Genomic DNA, 16,843 nt, shown 5'->3' on the forward strand with positions numbered 1-16,843 from the left:
CATTACTGATGATGTTTCGCAGGCGGCGCAGCGTAACAGCGGCGACTTAACGCAAATTTTCGGGAAAGTCGATATCCTGAATCACGGCGGCATCGTCGACCGCTATCAGCTGTGCGGGGTAATCAAGCAGAATCGATTTCGCGCCATCATCACCGCGCAGCGCCTGCAGACGCTCACGCAGCTGGTGGTGAAAGCCAACGGGATGTCCGGGCTGCCCCTGAAATACCGGTCTCACCGCCAGATGGCGACTCAGGGCGGCGGCGGTACGCTGTAGTATCAGCGGCGAAACCCAGGGCATATCGGCCAGCATAATCAGCCAGCCGTCGCTGTCGGCGCAATGGCTAACGCCGGCGGCAATGGTTTCGCCCAGCCCCGCCGAGGCAAAGCGGACAATATCCACCGGCGTCGCACTGTGCGGCTGGATAAATTGATACTCCGGGCGGGTGACCACCGTCACCTCAAAGCCGGATTGCAGCGCATTATTCAGCGTGGCCTGAAACAGCGCTTCGCCGTCCGGCAAGCGATGCAGCAGCTTTGGCTGAGCGCCGCCGGCGCACCGGTAGCGCTCGCCAAGTCCGGCGGCGGCAATGATTACGCTAATTTTCACAGGTTGATACAGAAGATTAAGGTTGCCATGGTTTAATTGTACCAATAAAACCGCCACCGTTGCCTGCTGGCTAATGGCTGCCGGGGTTGGCGCGCACGTGGGCCACTTTTTCCGTCAGATCGGTCCAGGCTGGCTCATTCGGCGCGTAGCGTTGACGCAGCCAGGCGGCGATATCGGCGACCTGCTTGTCTGACAGACTGGCGGCGAATCCCGGCATATAGCCCAGCTCGTCGCTCGCTGGTTTATCAATGCCATGCAGCACCACCTGCAACAGATTATCCGGCGTCGCGCTGGTCAGGCTGCTACTGTTTGCCATCGCAGGACTGACGCCAAACAGCTTCGGTCCCCCCTCGCTGGCGCTGTGGCACGCCTGACAGGCACCTTTAAACAGCCGCTCGCCAGCCGCGGTATTCCAGGCAGGCTGCGGCGCCGGCGCAGGGGGCGCGCTCTGCGCTGTCGCGGAAGCCTGGCCGTTAATATCGGCCAGATAGGTCGCCATCGCCCGTACGTCGGCTTCCGGCAGCGTCGCCAGATGGCTGACCACCGGCGCCATTGGCCCGGCGGCGACGCCATGCTTATCGTCATAGCCGGTGCGCAAATAGTTGTACAGGGCGTCGGCTTTCCACGGCTGCGGCGCCTTACTGAGCTGATTCAAGGCCGGAGCTTCCCAGCCGTCGACCCAGCCGCCGGCAAGATACTGCGCGCCCCCCTTCTCGGCACCCAGCAAATTCCGCGGCGAATGGCAGGCGGCACAGTGGCCAGCGCCGTTGACCAGATAAGCGCCGCGATTCCATTCGGCGCTTTTGGTCCCATCAGGCTGGTACTCGCCCTGACGCAAAAAGAGCGTGTTCCAGCCCGCCATCAGAAAGCGCATATTAAATGGAAAGCGCATCTCGTTTGGCGGCGCGCTCTGTTTTACCGCCGGTTGCGACATCAGATAGGCGTACAGCGCCTGCATATCGCCTTCATTAATCTGGCGAAACGCGGTGTAGGGAAACGCCGGATAGAGATGATGGCCATCGCGGCTGATGCCCTGACGCATGGCGCGGTCAAAGGCGGTAAACGACCAGCTGCCGATACCGGTTTCCCTGTCCGGCGTAATGTTGGTGGTATACAGGGTGCCGAAGGGCGTTGCCATTTTTAACCCGCCGGCATTGGTCGCCCCACTCTCTGCGGTATGGCAAACGGCGCAGTCACCGGCGGCGGCGACCTGGCGCCCGCGTTCCAGCATCTGCGCCGACCAGCTGGCGGCATCCGGCGGCGTCACCGGCGCGATGGCTGCGCGCCAGGGTAGCGCATTGGTCGCAATGCCGATTGCCGCGCCGAGCAGGCCGGCGGCGCCGCCGAAAACCCATTTTTTCTTACTACGCTGGCGACGACTAACCGGCGCGGCAAGCTTCGCTTCGGGCTGCGGATCGGGTCCATTCAGCGCCTGACGCAGCTTGTCTGAGGTGATCGGCAGTTCGCGAAAACGAATGCCGGTGGCATCGAATACCGCGTTAGCAATTGCCGCCGCGCTGGGTACCGATGCCGATTCTCCGGCACCAAGCGGCGGCTCATGAGGGCGCGGCACCATCATTACATCAATATCCGGCACCTCAGGGAACGTCAGAATCGGATAGCTGCCCCACTCTTTGCTGGCTATCAGATTGCTTTCAATCGTCACCTGTTCTTTCAGTACCCGGCTGGTGGATTGAATAACGTTGCCGTGGATCTGATGCTTTACCCCGTCGGGATTCACCATCATTCCGGCGTCATGGCCAACGGTAATGCGCGTTACCGCAATTTCACCGCTTTGCTTATCGATGGCGACGTCGGCTACCCACGCCGCCCAGGCGGCGCCGAAGCCGGGAAATTTACTGTGGATGTAGCGCGCATAGGCAAAACCACGCCCGCGCAGAATGCCCGGCTCGCTGCTCTGCTGCATCGGCTCGGTGCGCGGCGTCCAGTCGGCGCGCTGCGCCGTGGAGCGGATAAGCTCGGCGGCGCGCTCGTCGTCAAGATAGCGCAGGCGATATTCCACCGGATCGATTCCCGCCGCGTGGGCCAGCTCATCCATATAGGATTCATGGGCAAAGGTATTCGGTAGCGCCGAAACGCCGCGCATCCACGAGGCGCGCACAATTGGTGCCATATCTTCAATGGTGACCCGCAGATGCGGAAACTGATAAGGCGGCACCGAAGTACGATCGCCCATCTCGTAGGCCAGTGCCAGCGGGTCCACGCGCCCGGTCAGCAGCAGCGCCAGCGTCGGCGCGCCGTTTGACGGATAGGAGGTGGTAAAGTCATAAACCTGCGGATGACCGTCGGCATCCAGTCCGCCATCAACCTCCATCAGCTGGGCTGTGCCTTTCGGCTCCCACAGATGCTCCTGAGCGCGGGTCAGCTGTACCCGTACCGGTTTGCCCACTGCACGCGAGAGCAGCGCGGCATCGGCGGCAACGTCATCAGCGCAGTTGCGGCCGTAGCAGCCCGACGCCTCCATACGGTTAATCTCAATTGCCGCTTCCGGGTATTCCAGCAGCCAGGCCAGATCGGCACGCAGCAGATGCGGGTTTTGCGTACCGCTCCAGACGCGCAGGGATTCAGGGTGGTAATCCGCGACCGCGCAGGAAGGCCCGATCGAAGCATGCAGCTGATAAGGCCACAGATAACTGCGGGTAAAGCGCTGCGCCACCTTTTCCAGCGCCTGATCCACGCCGCCGCTATCATGTACCACCCTTGAGGTACGCGGATTATCGCGGATAGCCTGTTCCACATCGCTCAGCTGCGGCAGCAGGTGCTGCCAGGCCTTCCAGCGAATATCCAACGCCTCCATCGCCGCGACGGCCTGCTCTTCACGCTCGGCAACCACGCCAACGAAGTCGGCGATGCGCACCACTTTGATAATCCCCTCAATGTGGGCGACGGAGCTTTCATCAAGACTCAGCAGCGAGGTGCCGACAAAGCTGCCGTTGTCATAACCGGCATAAGGCGGGCGGATCACCCTGCCGTGCAGCATCTCCGGCAGGCGCAGATCATGCACCCAGGTCAGTTCGCCGGTCGCTTTGGCGGGAATATCCACCCGCGAGGAGCTGGTCCCCACGATACGATACTGATCGACGGGTTTAAGCGGTACGTCCGCTGAAATGCGCAGCTCGACGCGCTGGCCAGCGAGCAGGTCGGCAAAGCTCAGCTGGCGCCCGTCAGGCGCGTAAAAATAACCTTCATCCAGCCTGAGCTGCTCAGGCTGGCATTCAAAGCGTAAAAGCGCCTGCTGGCTGAGCCAGCGGCGCGCTTCGGCGGCGGCTCGCCTTAAAGGCACGGAGGAAATTTGCAGCGTGGCGCTGGCAATGGTGGCGCCCTGGTCAGGGGCGCGCGCGGTATCGCCCAGCACCATATTGACCTGATCAACGCGCAGATTAAGCTCCTCGGCGACAATCTGCGTCAGGGCGGTTTTAACGCCGGTCCCTAAATCAACGTGGCCGTTAAACGCCCAGACCTGACCGTGGCGATCCACCGCCAGAAACAGCGCCATCTGCTTTGCTTTTGGCGTCGGCGTCTGCCCTTTCGGCATCAGTCCCGGCGGCGGCTGGATTTCGTCAACAACCAGCAAGACTTCTTCAGCTTGCTGCAGCTGGCGCTGGGTCGGCGCGGAGGTATGGCTCATGGCTGGCTCCCTGCCTGCTGCTGGCATAGCGTAATGGCGCGTTTTACCGCGCAAATAATTTCTTTATGCGTGCCGCAGCGGCACAGGTTGCCGCTCAGCGCGGCGCAGATTTGCTGTTCATCCGGTCGCGGATTATCACGTAATAATGCGGCGGTCGTCATAATCATACCGTTCAGGCAGTAACCACACTGCGCCGCCTGCGCCTCAATAAATGCCTGCTGGACCGGATGCAGGCTATCGCGCTGACCGAGCCCTTCCAGGGTGGTAATTGCACGACGGCGAACGCCGAAAGCCGGGATCACGCAGGCGCGGGCGGCAATACCGTCAATTAATACCGTACAGGCGCCGCACTCGCCGAGGCCGCAGCCATATTTAGGCCCGTTAAGCTGCAGCTCGTTACGCAGCACCAGCAGCAAGGAAGTGTCGCGATAGCTGGAAACGGCTTTTTCCTCCCCGTTCACCAGCAAAGTGTAGTGATGAAGGCCGATCGGAGGCTGTGGTGTCGTGGGAAGGTTTTCCCTCATTTTCATTATCAGGCGCCTTACCGGGCGATTGTCACTCGCCGGATTATGGCTGGCTCGTATCGTCCAGCATTTTTCTGAGCAGATAAACCAGCGCAATCCGTTCGGCGGGATTTAACTGCCCGTATGTCATTTCGCTAATGCGCATCGCATTAGTGGTTACCTGGCTGGTCAGCCTCTGGCCTTCAGTCGTCAGCATTACGATGACTTTACGCTTATCTTTCGGGTCCGGCCCAAGGCTGACCAAATCGCGCGCTTTTAACCGCTCAACGACGCCGCGAATCGTGGCCTGATCGACGGCGGTAAAGCGCACTAAATCGTTCTGCGCGCTGGGACCGTGGTCACGCAGCGCGCAGAGGGTAATAAACTGCACGGCAGTTAGCTGGGAGTCGCCCACGTTTTGTTGAAAAATCGCCACGTGACGCTGATAGACCTTACGCAGTAAATGCCCCACCTGCTCGGTGTAGTCATAAGGCTGTTCCTGCGCAGCCTGGTTTTTCTGGCACATATAAATTTCCTTTTACCCGGATATGCCGGGCAGTGTAATACATTGTCACTGCCCTGACAGCCGCTCCCTGCAATGACCTAGCGCACCCGCGAGGCGGCGGGTGCCACCACTTCACCTTCGGCCACCACCTGCAAATCGTCAACGCGAATGTCGCAGCGACGCAGCGCGATGTCCATGTGACAAGGGGTTTTACGCGTGCCGCCGACTTCCGTATTCGGCCCGGTGGAAAACAGGAAGTTGCCGTAGAACGCGCGGGCGTCCATACACATGCCGTCGTTTTTATCGTGTAATCCCATCGCCGTCCACTGGGCGCGCGGTTGCAGGCCCCAGCCGATGTGCGAAATGCCATACACTTCGGGATCGTTGAAGTACGCCATATAGTCGCGCAGGTATTCCGCTTCAAAGCCCCCGTGGATGCGGGTGACGAAGCCCTTTTCAATCTCCAGAGTAATGCGTTCGCGGGCGTAGGTTTTAAACGGCAGCAGGATGTCACCGACGTCCAGTACCAGCACCCCTTCAGCCTGCTCTTCGTTGGGCCAGGTAAATAAAAAGCCGCTTGGCCAGTGATCCCAACGCCCCGGCTCGTCGACATAGCCATACTCGGTTACCGTCGGATACTGGCCGAGCGGCGCGCGGAAGTCGCTGCCCGCCGACGATTTAACCGTCATCATGCGCGCTTTTTCCAGCACTGCCGCAGCGGCCATCACCCGCGCTTTATCTTCCTCAGTAGGCAGCATACGCGCCAGCACTTCCGGCGGCTCGACGGCCAGCAGGATACGGGTGCCGGTTTTAAGGATCTGCTCCTGTTCGGGGGAATGCAGCAGCATCATGGTGTCAACGATCAGATCGGCGGCCTCCAGCGCCTTTTGCGCCGCGATGTTGCCGGTCAACGCCGTATCGCCGCAGTAGGCCGTCATGTCGTTGCCCATGGCGGTGGGATGGTTAAAGGACGGTAGCTCAACGCTGTAAACTTTCGCGCCCAATCTTAACGCCGCATCGGTCGCTGCCTGTACGGTGCGTGCATCAGAATAGTGACTTTTCAGAATAGCCACGCTTTGGCTGGCATCTACTTTCGACAAACGTAAAACCTGCTCAAACATCTGTCCCAGCTGACTCTGATTAACTGCCATGATGTGCTCCTCTCAGGTTAGGTGCCGGGCGAAACTAACAGCTCATAATTTCGCCTTTTTATAGCGACTACGCTAGATATTATTGTTATAGACATGTTACCCACCTGAGTGCAAGCCTTTCATGGCATCATAAGAAAAGACTATTTAACCTTCACTTCAAGCTGTGATTAACATCATATTATCCGGTTTTAATCATTTTTTAACCAAAAACACGGTTGCATTTCACAATAATTTAACCCCAATAATTATAGTGTACACACTTTACTTCTGGTTGTTGCAACGCCGGGGTGGAATGTACACCGTGAAACAGTTTGAGTGCTGAGAGGAAAATATGAGCAATATGAAACGCATCGCCGTCGTTGGCGCCGGTCTTGGCGGACTGGCGGCCGGTTCGCTGCTGCAAAAAGCCGGGTTCCATGTCGACGTTTATGAGCAAAGCCCGGCGTTTTCCCGACTGGGTGCCGGCATTCATATGGGACCGAACGTACTAAAAATTTTCCGCCGCATGGGGATTGAACAGCAGCTGGAAGACCTCGCTTCCCACCCTGACTTCTGGTTCAGCCGCGACGGTGAAACGGGTGAATACCTGTCGCGCATTCCGCTGGGCGACTTTGCCCGGCGCGAATACGGCGCCGCTTACGTTACCGTGCATCGCGGCGACCTGCAGGCGATGCAAATGACCAGCCTTACGCCGGGCAGCATCCATTTCGGCAAATGTCTGAGCAGCGTCGAAGACAGCGGAAGCGATGTGGTGCTGCGCTTTCAGGACGGGAGCGAAACGCGGGCCGATATTGTGATTGGCGCCGACGGCATCAATTCAAAACTACGTGAACACCTGTTGGGGGCCGAAGCCCCGACCTACAGCGGCTGGGTCGCCCACCGGGCGCTGATACGCGGCGAGCAGCTACGCAAATATAACCTCTCGTTTGAGGACTGCGTGAAGTGGTGGTCAGAGGATCGCCATCTGATGGTTTATTACACCACGCGCTCGCGCGATGAATACTACTACGTTTCCGGCGTGCCGCATCCGGCATGGGACTTTAAGGGCAGCTTTGTTGACAGCAGCCGCGCCGAGATGCTGGAAACTTTCGGCAATTATCATCCGGTGGTACAGGCGCTGATTGAAAGCAGCGAGTCGGTGACCAAATGGCCGCTGCTTAACCGTAAACCGCTGCCGGTGTGGAGCGAAGGCCGCATCGTGCTGCTGGGCGACGCCTGCCATCCGATGAAGCCGCACATGGCGCAGGGCGCCGCCATGGCAATTGAGGACGGCGCCATGCTGACCCGCTGCCTGTGCGAAACCGGCCTTGATGACTACGCCACGGCTTTCCGCCTGTATGAGGCTAACCGTAAAGAGCGCGCCTCGCGGGTACAGTCGGTTTCCAACGCCAATACCTTCTTACGTGCGCAGGAGGATCCGGCCTGGGTGTATGGCTACGACGTCTTTGCCGACCCCCTGAAAAGCGAGGTGAACTCATGAGTCATTTTATTTGTGGCGGCCAGGTGCAGGCTAATGGCATTCGCCAGCACTATCTGCGCTATGGCGGCAAGGGGCCAACGCTGATTTTAGTTCCCGGCATCACCAGCCCGGCCATTACCTGGGGCTTTGTCGCCGAAGTCTTCGGCCAACATTTTGATACCTGGATACTCGACGTGCGCGGCCGCGGTCTGTCCAGCAGCGGCGAAGGCCTGGACTATGGCATGGAGAGCTGCGCCGATGACATTAATGCCTTCGCTCAGGCGATGGACCTCACGCAATATCATCTGATCGGCCACTCAATGGGCGCACGCTTTATCATGCGTGCGGCGGTTAAACGTCCCGACGGCGTAGTCTCTCTGGCGCTAATCGACCCGCCAGTTTCCGGCCCTGGTCGTCGGCTTTATCCCGGCCAGTGGCCCTGGTACCAGGATTCAATTCGCGAGGCGCTTCAAGGCATGGACGGCGAGGCGATGAAAAAGTACTGCCCAAGCTGGAGCGAGGAACAGCGCCAGCTGCGCGCTGAATGGCTGCACACCTGTTATGAACCCGCCATTCGTCGCGCCTTTGATGACTTCCATCAGCTGGATATTCATCAGTATTTCCGTCAGTTACCGGCCAAAACGCTGCTGATGGTGGCCGGCAAAGGCGGCGTAGTCCAGCCCGAAGACGAGGCCGAGATCCGCGAACTGCGTCCCGATATTGCCATCAGCCACGTCGAAAACGCCGGCCACATGATCCCCTGGGATGACTTTAACGGATTTTTTAGCGCCTTCGGCACCTTCCTTGGCACGGCACTACACGCGGAGAAGCCACAATGAAACTGAACTACCGTATCGGGCAAATCGTCCCAAGCTCTAACATCACCATGGAAACCGAAATACCGGCGATGCTGCAAGCGCGCCAGCTGATCCGCCCGGAGCGCTTTACCTTTCACTCCAGCCGCATGCGGATGAAGCACGTCAATAAAGATGAGCTGGCGGCGATGGATAAAGAGTCAGACCGCTGCGCCCTTGAGCTTTCCGACGCGCAGGTCGACGTACTGGGTTACGCCTGCCTGGTGGCGATTATGGCCATGGGTCCCGGCTACCATCGCCAGTCCCAGCAGCGTTTAACCGCCGTAACCCGCGACAACGCGGCGCTGGCGCCGGTCATCACCAGCGCTGGTGCGCTGGTGGAAGCCTTGCATACCATGGGAGCGAAAAAGATCGCGCTGGTGGCGCCCTATATGAAGCCGCTGACGGAATTAGTGGTGGATTATATCCAGCAAGAGGGAATTGAGGTGAAGACCTGGCGCGCGCTGGAAATTGCCGATAACCTGGCGGTAGCTCGCCACGATCCCAATAATCTGCCGGCCATCGTCGCCGACATGCCGCTGGATGATATTGACGTGGTGGTCCTGTCAGCCTGCGTGCAGATGCCGTCGCTGCCTGCGGTCGCGAAGGTGGAAGCTCAGACCGGTAAGCCGGTGATCACCGCAGCCATCGCCACTACCTATGCCCTGCTAAAAGCCCTCGAGCTGGAACCGGTGGTACCGGGCGCCGGCGCGCTGCTTTCCGGCGCCTGGTAACGGGAGGAGATGATGTCACAAACGGCAAGTGAAAATTATGCCGGCGTCTGGGGAAATCGTATCGGCTTTGGCCGGCGCCCCGCGCTGCTGATGGTTGATTTTATGCAGGGCTACATTACCCCTGGCGCGCCGCTTTATGCGCCAGGGGTGGTGACGGCGGTTGAAGAGTCGCGCACGCTGTTGCAGGCGGCGCGCGATAGCGCAATAACGGTCATTCATAGCCAGATCCGCTATCATCCGGCGCACCAGCGCGACGGCGGTATCTGGGTACAGAAGGCGCCGGTCATGCGCGATATGGTGGAAGGCAACCCTCTGGCCGCTTTTTGCCCGCAGGTGCTACCGCTGGCGCAGGAGGTGGTGATCAGAAAACAGTATGCCAGCGCGTTCTTTGCCACGGCACTGGCACCGCTGCTGGTGGCCGAAGGGATTGATACGCTGCTGATTGCCGGCTGTTCCACCAGCGGCTGCGTGCGGGCGACCGCCGTCGATGCATTACAGCACGGCTTTCGCGCCATGGTGGTACGCGAATGCGTTGGCGACCGGCATCCCGAACCGCATGAAGCCAATCTTTTTGATATTGACAGTAAGTACGGCGACGTAGTGAGCAAAGCCGACGCGCTTACTTATTTGGGACAGATAAGCGCCCGCTAAGGGCGCAGTTCACCTGCACGGAGTGCGCAGAAACAAGACGTTCAGCAACGCTGTGGACGCATTACAATATGCCCATCAGGGCCATCGCGCTCGGAGAAGATTATGACTATTGTTTCTACCCGTCCTGCTGTTATGGCAGCTGAGGACACCGCTTCGATTTATCGCAAGATCACCTGGAAGCTAATCCCTTTTCTCTGTTTGTGTTATCTCGCCGCTTACCTGGACCGAATAAATATCGGCCTCGCCAAGCTGCAAATGACCAACGACCTGGCCCTGAGCGAAACCGCCTTCGGACTGGGCGCCGGCCTCTTTTTCGTCGGTTATATTCTGTTTGAAGTGCCGAGCAACCTGATTTTGCAGCGCGTGGGCGCCAAAATATGGATTGCCCGCATTATGATCACCTGGGGCTTACTTTCCACCGCCACGCTGCTGGTACAAACGCCCATGCAGTTTTACATCATCCGCTTTTTTCTCGGCGCGGCGGAGGCCGGCTTCCTGCCCGGCGTGCTGTTTTATCTCACTAAATGGTATCCCTCCTGGCGCCGCAGCCGCATCATCGCGCTGTTTATGATCGGCCTGCCGCTATCAAGCCTGATCGGCGGACCGGTTTCCGGCTGGATAATGGGACATTTTCACTCAGTTTATGGTATGCGCGGCTGGCAGTGGCTGTTCCTGCTGGAAGGGCTACCCAGCGTACTGCTGGGGGTACTGACCTTCTGGGTACTGCCAAATAACGTCGAAAGCGCCGCCTGGCTAAGCAGCAGTGAAAAGCAAAGCGTGCAAAACGAGCTGGAAAATGATGAAAAGGATAGCGAAGGCGTCAAACACAGTCTGCGCGACGGGCTGCTCAATATTCGCGTAGTGATGCTCGGCGGCATTGATTTTTCGATTTTACTTAGCGCCTACGCCATGGGTTTCTGGATGCCAACCTTTATCAGAAACGCAGGCATGACGGATATCAGCACCATCGGTTATCTGACGGCCATTCCCAGCCTGGCGGCGCTAATCGGCATGCTGGCTATCGGCAGCAGTTCAGACCGGATGCGCGAGCGCCGCTGGCATATCATCATCCCCTTTATTATCGGGGCTGCGGCAATGGGCGCCAGCCCGCTATTCTCCCACAGCGTGGCGATGACGGTGGTGCTGTTTTCCATTGCCCAGGCGATGATTATCGGCGCCGTGCCGGTATTTTTCAGCCTGCCAGCCACCTTCCTGCGCGGCACGGCAGCGGCGGCCGGCTTCGCGCTGGCCTGCTCAATTGCCAACATCGCCGGACTGGTCAGCAATTCCGTCATGGGGATAGCGCTGGATATGACCGGCAGCAGCAACGGCGCGCTGTGGTTTTTCGCCGTCTGCCTGCTGTTAAGCTCGCTGCTGGTCATCGCCCTGCCGGCGAAGCTGGTGAATCGCTAAGGGCAATGCGGTTATCGTAATACTATCAGCCCCGCCGGCGGCAACGTCGGTGGGGCTGCTGTTTTAGCGGTTTGTCGGGCGGCGGGAAATAGCTTTTGCTCAGGGCCGCAGGCCCGGTTGGGGAAAGGGTCTGGCAGGCTGGCACTGTTCGGTATCAGCGGCATTTAATGGCGTAGCACGAGAGGTTGAAAGCCAGGTAGCAAGAAATACCACGATGACCGTTACCAGCGCAGCACTCAGCAGACCAATCACGGCCAGCAGCTTATCCTCCGTTTCGTAGCTGTCCATCTTCTCCTCCGGCAAGCTCGCTAACGCTGACGAATTAGTCAGGTCATCCACAACGTAATAATCAGCACAAAGATTATAAGAATAAAAGAAGCGACTGCAAGCACCACCACGGCGAACTGCGCGTCATCCAACGGAACGCGGTTATCATTTTCAGGCGGTAGATCAGAGGGCTTCTTCATCAGGGCAATCACATCAATTCCGGCTTGTGAACCGGCGACAGCATCAGGAGAGATTAACTATCCCGGCAATAATCTATTCTGCGGGAGAACCGGGATAGATTAGCACATTATGCCGATAGCCGTAAGCTAAAAAACCGTCAGCGCTTTATCTGTAGCACCGTAATCAATATAATGCCTCGCTTTTCTCAGGCAGGCTTATAGCATGCCAGTATGAATTATTAATTACCGGCATTATTAAATTGCTTTAATAAGTTTGCTGCCGGACAAAAATGGCATTCCAGGGTAGAACACGCCATAAAACGCGGCGAAATTGCCGATGAACAAGCAGGATATAGCGTAAGTTTCCGCAGCGGGCTGATCTAAGATTTTTCTTACTCCGGCAGATAGACTTATTACCCACTACCCGGATAATATTCCGCCAATATACTCTGAGAAACTGGCATTAACCCGCGCGGTTACTGTATCCATCATGCGTCGACATCACCTTCCTGAAGAAAGTGCATTTATTTTTAAGCAGGTGGTACAGCACAGTGCCAACGCCATATTTATTACTGATAGCCAGGCAGCGCTTACTTTTGCCAATGAAGCCGGAGAATCGCTCTATCTGCGATTGCAGCAAAGCCAGCAGCTTGCGCTATTGCTCAGCGCAGACCACCCCCAGTTCGAGTTGACCGATGGCCGCCAGCCCCAATGGCTGCATTGCCAGGTCGCGCCGCTCACTGACCAACGCTATTCCGGCTTTCTGGTGATCGCCACCGATATTACCACTGAACTTCATGCCCAGCGCGAAGAAGCGCATCTGCGCTGGCGGCTTGAGCAGACCATGGAGATCACCGAAGAGGGCTTCTGGTTTTGGGATATGCAGAGTAATGAAATCACCCACAATCACTTCTGGCGGCAAATTTTCGCGATTGAAGATGAAGAACTGACGCATCCGGTATACGCACTTGAACAGCTGATTCATCCGGACGATCGTGATGAAGTAAAGCGGCAAATGCGCGAGCATTTGCGTGGTCATACCCCGATGTTTAACTGCCAGTACCGCATTGTTACCCCCCACGACGAAATTCGTTGGATCCACAACACCGGAAAAGCGGTACGTCATGACGGTAAAGGCATGGCGACCGAAATGGTAGGTAAGGCAAAAGATATCACTGCCGAAATGCAGCGTCAGCAGGAGATGCACCATCTCGCCTGGCATGACCAGCTGACGCAGTTGGATAACCGCTCACGCTTCCTGCACAAAATTGAGCTATCGCGGCAGCTGACCCAGCTTGAAGGCGAATATGCCGCCCTGCTCTATCTGGATTTAAATCGCTTTAAAGAGGTCAATGATACCCTGGGTCATAATGCGGGCGATGCCTTACTGCAGGAAGTCGCGCGGCGCTTACGCGCCGCAATCCGCAGCCACGATGCGATTGCCCGACTGGGCGGCGATGAGTTTGCCGTGCTGGTGAATCACCTTGGCGATAACGAACAGGAAGCGCGCAGTAAGCTAACGGTGATGATGAACCGCCTGCTGCAAAATCTGACGCGCGATGTTGATCTGGAAGGTAGCGTGGTCAGCGTCTCCAGCAGCCTGGGGGTTTACCTGTTCCGCAAAGATGCCGGCCCGGTCGCCGATATGCTACATAAAGCCGATATGGCGCAGTATTACTCGAAAAAGAACCGCCGCCGCTGGATGTTCTGGTCAAGCCGCCTGCGTGAAGAGCAGCATCATCGCGATACCATCGAAAGCGGCTTGAAAAGAGCGCTGGATAACGGCGAGTTCTTCCTTGAGTACCAGCCGCAATATTCCCGTCTCGGCCACGCCTCAGGCCTGGAAGCACTGTTGCGCTGGCGTACGCCGGAAGGAAAACTGATTGCGCCGACCACCTTTCTGCCGGTCGCGGAAAGCACCGGCCTGATCCGCCAGATAAGCGACTGGGTGCTTAATGAAGCCGGCCAGCAGCTAGCCCGCTGGCATCGCCAGCCGGGCATGGAGGCGATGCGGGTATCGGTCAACGTCAGCCCACGCCACCTGAAACGCAATGACTTTATTCGCGTTATGGAGCGCGTGCTGCTGCAAAACAATATCCAGCCGCATCAACTGACCATTGAAGTACTGGAAACGGCGCTCACTAACGATTTTGCCGAAGCGCAGCGCAAGTTTAATGCGCTGCATGACATGCAGGTCCGCATCGCGCTGGATAACTTTGGTACCGGTATGGCATCACTGACGGGCCTGCGCCAGCTCACTATCGACGAAGTCAAAATAGACCGCTCATTTGTTCAGGCGGTAAATCAACAGGGTGATTATCTGGTGACGGTACGCGCGATCGTCGCCATGTGTCAGGCGCTTTCCATTGAAGTTGTGGCCGAAGGGGTGGAAAACAGCGCGCAGTTTAGCGCGCTGGCGGATATCGGCTGCGACCGCTTTCAGGGTTGGTTCTTCTCCCGTTCGCTGTCACCGGACAAGCTCGTCGAAGTGCTTTAAGCCTCCGCTCGCGTTGATTGCGTTTGGCGTCACGCGCCTGTTCAGCGGCCCTTGCGCGCGAGCCGTTCGGGGGTTGGGTAACCCCCTGCCGGATTAGAAATCGTAGCTCATGGAGACTTTCAGCGTACGCGGCTGGCCCTGGTAGATATAGGTACCGTAGCTTTCAACGCTGGACCAGTAGTTCTCATTGGTAACGTTCTCAACGCCGACGCGCCATACCATGTCATTTTCCTGCAGCTTCATGCGATAGCGCACGCCCAAATCCAGCGTAGTGTAGCTATCGAGCTTTTTGGTATTGGCGGAGTTGGCATACTGCGAACCGCTGCGATTGACTCTGGCGGTGGCGGTCAGCCCCTCGATCGGTTTAATGTCGTATTCGGCGCCAAGGACCATATTGTAATGCGGCACGCCGATCGGCTCTTTGCCATCATAGGTGCCGCCTGCGGTACGCACCATGGTCGGATCAAGCCAGGTCGCGCCGCCGTTGAGACGCAGTCCCAACATCGGCTCGCCGAACAGGCTCAGCTCAACGCCGCGATGGCGCTGTTCGCCGTCCAGCACGTAGGCACCAGCGCTGTTGAGGATGCCGGAAGGTTTACGGATGTCAAACAGCGCCAGTGAACCGCCGATGCGGCCAAAGTCGGCTTTAACGCCCACCTCATTTTGTTTAGAGTGCGCAACGCCGGTGGTCTGACCGTAGTTGGTCGCCGTGTTCGGTGCCGCACTGCCCGGTTGCAACGCTTCAATGTGGTTGGCATACAGCGAGATTGACTGCCAGGGTTTTACCACCAGACCATAAGCTGGCGTCCAGCGGCTCTTAATAAAGCGCGAGCTGTCATCTTCCAGTCCGGTGGTGTAGCTATAGTTGCGCACCTCAACCCGCTGGTGGCGGGCGCCAAGCGTCAGCAATACCCGGTCGTCCAGCATGCCAAGCGTATCGGAGAGCAATACCCCTTCGGTGCGGGTGCGCGCGGTCACGCCCGGCGAGCTGTAATCGCCAGCGCCGCCGGTCACCGTCGGGCGCGGTACTTCAATCGGATCGTAAATATTGGTGTTTTGCAGGCTGGTGCCTGAACGCCAGGCGGTCTTATCGCGTTTGGTGAGCGCCGAATAGCCGACGTTGACGCTGTGGCTGATAAAACCGGTGTTGAACTTACCGCGTACGCCCGCCATACCGCTGAAGGCGTCGATGTATTTATTGGTATCAAGCAGGCTGACGGTGGCGTCACCGTTACTGTTGATGAGCTTCGGCGATGAATAGGCGCCAAGCTCGTGCGAATGCTGGCCGCCCATGGCGCCGTACAGCGTCCAGCTGTCGGTCAGGTCATACTCGGCGCGCGCCATACCGAACTGGCTTTCAATATCGCTGTAGACCCATTTCTGACTGTAGTTGCTGGTAGTCGACGGCAGGCCAGGAATATCGTTCACGCCGGTAATACCGACCCCGATGCGTCCGTTGTGGTAGGTCTGCTTCTGGTAACCCACGTCAAGCGAAGTGCGCAGGCTATCGCCGCGATAATCCAGCCCCAGCGAGGCCAGAGTAGTACGGCGCTTGTCGCGATCAACCGCCGTGTCGCCCTCACGCTGCAGCAGGTTAACGCGCGCGCCGAACTGGTTGTTATCACCAAAGCGGCGCCCGGCGTCCAGCGAGGTGCCAATTTGCGAACGCGAAGTGTAATCAACGCCGAGGCGGGTCAGCGGCGTATCGTCGGCGTGCTTAGGCTCAAGGTTGATCATGCCGCCGACGCCGCTGAGGCCGGCGCCGTTCATCAGCGCGTTAGAGCCTTTAAAAATCTCCACGCGCTCAATCATATTCGTGGAAACCACCTGACGCGGCATAATGCCTTGTAAGCCGCCGAAACTCATGTCATCGCCGTCCAGCTGGAAGCCGCGAATGCGATAGTTTTCCGAGAAGTTGCCGAATCCCTGCACGTTTTGCACTGAGGGATCGTTGGTGACGATATCAGCAATGCTCTGCGCCTGCTGGTCAGCAATCATTTTGCTGGTATAGCCAACGATATTAAAGGGAACGTCCTGCGCCCGCTGTTCGCCCAGCATTCCCATACGCCCGCCGTTGGCTATCTGGCCGTCGAGATAAGCCGGTACCAGCTGATCGCCGCCGGGTTTGAAGTTGTCGTCCGGCGTCGCGATAACCGTCATCGTCTGAGCGTTAGCGCTGGCGATGTCGGGCTTCGCCGGGCTGCTGCCGGCGGCGGAATTAGCAGAAGAAACGCTGGCGGCCATTCCCGGTGTGATGCTGGCGGCGATAATCAGCGTCAGCAGGCTGACGCGAAAGCCAGCGCTGGATGGTGTTAAAGTGCGCATAAATACCTACAAAATGTAATGTAAATGAGAATAGTTTTAATTCGGGTTA

The 16,843-nt window shown here is 58.0% G+C and carries 14 protein-coding genes; 6 read left to right on the plus strand and 8 right to left on the minus strand.

Annotated elements, in window-relative coordinates; genetic code table 11:
- Window positions 1-46: 46 nt before the first annotated feature.
- From BTJ39_RS06465 to BTJ39_RS06485, 5 genes are all read right to left on the minus strand, one after another.
- A complete protein-coding gene (locus tag BTJ39_RS06465; RefSeq protein ID WP_078002104.1) occupies window positions 47-607 on the minus strand; it encodes a nucleotidyltransferase family protein in 561 nt (186 codons plus the stop codon).
- 70 nt (window positions 608-677) lie between these two features.
- Window positions 678-4,256, minus strand: coding sequence for a molybdopterin cofactor-binding domain-containing protein (locus BTJ39_RS06470; protein WP_078001865.1), 3,579 nt, complete (start codon window positions 4,254-4,256; stop codon window positions 678-680).
- Window positions 4,253-4,786, minus strand: coding sequence for a (2Fe-2S)-binding protein (locus tag BTJ39_RS06475; protein ID WP_078001866.1), 534 nt, complete (start codon window positions 4,784-4,786; stop codon window positions 4,253-4,255). Before BTJ39_RS06475 ends, BTJ39_RS06470 begins: the two co-directional genes overlap by 4 nt.
- A gap of 37 nt (window positions 4,787-4,823) precedes the next feature.
- A complete protein-coding gene (locus BTJ39_RS06480; RefSeq protein WP_078001867.1) occupies window positions 4,824-5,285 on the minus strand; it encodes a MarR family winged helix-turn-helix transcriptional regulator in 462 nt (153 codons plus the stop codon).
- A gap of 77 nt (window positions 5,286-5,362) precedes the next feature.
- Window positions 5,363-6,415, minus strand: a complete 1,053-nt coding sequence (locus tag BTJ39_RS06485; RefSeq protein WP_078001868.1) for a 2,5-dihydroxypyridine 5,6-dioxygenase — start codon at window positions 6,413-6,415, stop codon at window positions 5,363-5,365.
- A 331-nt stretch (window positions 6,416-6,746) separates the two neighbouring features.
- On the opposite strand from BTJ39_RS06485, the gene BTJ39_RS06490 reads away from it, so the two are divergent.
- The 5 genes from BTJ39_RS06490 to BTJ39_RS06510 all read left to right on the plus strand — a co-directional run bounded on the left by BTJ39_RS06490 (window position 6,747) and on the right by BTJ39_RS06510 (window position 11,526).
- Complete coding sequence (locus tag BTJ39_RS06490) at window positions 6,747-7,895, plus strand: FAD-dependent monooxygenase (protein WP_078001869.1); 1,149 nt, start codon at window positions 6,747-6,749, stop codon at window positions 7,893-7,895.
- A complete protein-coding gene (locus tag BTJ39_RS06495) occupies window positions 7,892-8,713 on the plus strand; it encodes an alpha/beta hydrolase (protein ID WP_078001870.1) in 822 nt (273 codons plus the stop codon). Before BTJ39_RS06490 ends, BTJ39_RS06495 begins: the two co-directional genes overlap by 4 nt.
- Window positions 8,710-9,462 (plus strand): maleate cis-trans isomerase family protein, encoded by a 753-nt coding sequence (locus tag BTJ39_RS06500; RefSeq protein WP_078001871.1) that lies wholly within the window; start codon window positions 8,710-8,712, stop codon window positions 9,460-9,462. The genes BTJ39_RS06495 and BTJ39_RS06500 overlap by 4 nt, the downstream gene beginning before the upstream one ends.
- A gap of 12 nt (window positions 9,463-9,474) precedes the next feature.
- The gene (locus BTJ39_RS06505; RefSeq protein WP_078001872.1) at window positions 9,475-10,113 is read left to right on the plus strand and encodes an N-carbamoylsarcosine amidohydrolase; all 639 of its coding nucleotides are present in this window, start codon (window positions 9,475-9,477) and stop codon (window positions 10,111-10,113) included.
- A gap of 102 nt (window positions 10,114-10,215) precedes the next feature.
- Window positions 10,216-11,526 carry an MFS transporter gene (locus BTJ39_RS06510; protein WP_078001873.1) on the plus strand — a complete coding sequence of 437 codons (1,311 nt, stop codon included), beginning with the start codon at window positions 10,216-10,218 and terminating at the stop codon, window positions 11,524-11,526.
- A gap of 99 nt (window positions 11,527-11,625) precedes the next feature.
- On the opposite strand, the gene BTJ39_RS06515 is transcribed toward BTJ39_RS06510, so the two are convergent.
- Together BTJ39_RS06515 and BTJ39_RS24790 are read right to left on the minus strand one after the other, a co-directional pair.
- Window positions 11,626-11,814, minus strand: a complete 189-nt coding sequence (locus BTJ39_RS06515; RefSeq protein WP_078001874.1) for a hypothetical protein — start codon at window positions 11,812-11,814, stop codon at window positions 11,626-11,628.
- Window positions 11,815-11,852: 38 nt separating this feature from the next.
- On the minus strand, window positions 11,853-12,005 hold the full coding sequence (locus tag BTJ39_RS24790) for a hypothetical protein (protein WP_176110243.1): 153 nt from the start codon (window positions 12,003-12,005) through the stop codon (window positions 11,853-11,855).
- Window positions 12,006-12,462: 457 nt separating this feature from the next.
- On the opposite strand from BTJ39_RS24790, the gene BTJ39_RS06520 reads away from it, so the two are divergent.
- Window positions 12,463-14,469: a sensor domain-containing protein gene (locus BTJ39_RS06520; protein ID WP_078001875.1), complete on the plus strand. Its 2,007-nt coding sequence runs from the start codon at window positions 12,463-12,465 to the stop codon at window positions 14,467-14,469.
- Between the two features lie 93 nt (window positions 14,470-14,562).
- On the opposite strand, the gene BTJ39_RS06525 is transcribed toward BTJ39_RS06520, so the two are convergent.
- A complete protein-coding gene (locus BTJ39_RS06525; protein WP_078001876.1) occupies window positions 14,563-16,794 on the minus strand; it encodes a TonB-dependent receptor in 2,232 nt (743 codons plus the stop codon).
- Window positions 16,795-16,843 lie beyond the last annotated feature (49 nt).

Source organism: Izhakiella australiensis (genome assembly GCF_002006995.1).
Lineage (GTDB): Bacteria > Pseudomonadota > Gammaproteobacteria > Enterobacterales > Enterobacteriaceae > Izhakiella > Izhakiella australiensis.

What these genes read in the sequence shown, in the direction of transcription:
- BTJ39_RS06470 (WP_078001865.1), bottom strand. Translation starts at nt 4,256, where the DNA reads ATGAGCCATACCTCCGCGCCGACCCAGCGCCAGCTGCAGCAAGCTGAA.
- BTJ39_RS06475 (WP_078001866.1), bottom strand. Translation starts at nt 4,786, where the DNA reads ATGAAAATGAGGGAAAACCTTCCCACGACACCACAGCCTCCGATCGGC.
- BTJ39_RS06480 (WP_078001867.1), bottom strand. Translation starts at nt 5,285, where the DNA reads ATGTGCCAGAAAAACCAGGCTGCGCAGGAACAGCCTTATGACTACACC.
- BTJ39_RS06485 (WP_078001868.1), bottom strand. Translation starts at nt 6,415, where the DNA reads ATGGCAGTTAATCAGAGTCAGCTGGGACAGATGTTTGAGCAGGTTTTA.
- BTJ39_RS06490 (WP_078001869.1), top strand. Translation starts at nt 6,747, where the DNA reads ATGAGCAATATGAAACGCATCGCCGTCGTTGGCGCCGGTCTTGGCGGA.
- BTJ39_RS06495 (WP_078001870.1), top strand. Translation starts at nt 7,892, where the DNA reads ATGAGTCATTTTATTTGTGGCGGCCAGGTGCAGGCTAATGGCATTCGC.
- BTJ39_RS06500 (WP_078001871.1), top strand. Translation starts at nt 8,710, where the DNA reads ATGAAACTGAACTACCGTATCGGGCAAATCGTCCCAAGCTCTAACATC.
- BTJ39_RS06505 (WP_078001872.1), top strand. Translation starts at nt 9,475, where the DNA reads ATGTCACAAACGGCAAGTGAAAATTATGCCGGCGTCTGGGGAAATCGT.
- BTJ39_RS06510 (WP_078001873.1), top strand. Translation starts at nt 10,216, where the DNA reads ATGACTATTGTTTCTACCCGTCCTGCTGTTATGGCAGCTGAGGACACC.
- BTJ39_RS06515 (WP_078001874.1), bottom strand. Translation starts at nt 11,814, where the DNA reads ATGGACAGCTACGAAACGGAGGATAAGCTGCTGGCCGTGATTGGTCTG.
- BTJ39_RS06520 (WP_078001875.1), top strand. Translation starts at nt 12,463, where the DNA reads ATGCGTCGACATCACCTTCCTGAAGAAAGTGCATTTATTTTTAAGCAG.
- BTJ39_RS06525 (WP_078001876.1), bottom strand. Translation starts at nt 16,794, where the DNA reads ATGCGCACTTTAACACCATCCAGCGCTGGCTTTCGCGTCAGCCTGCTG.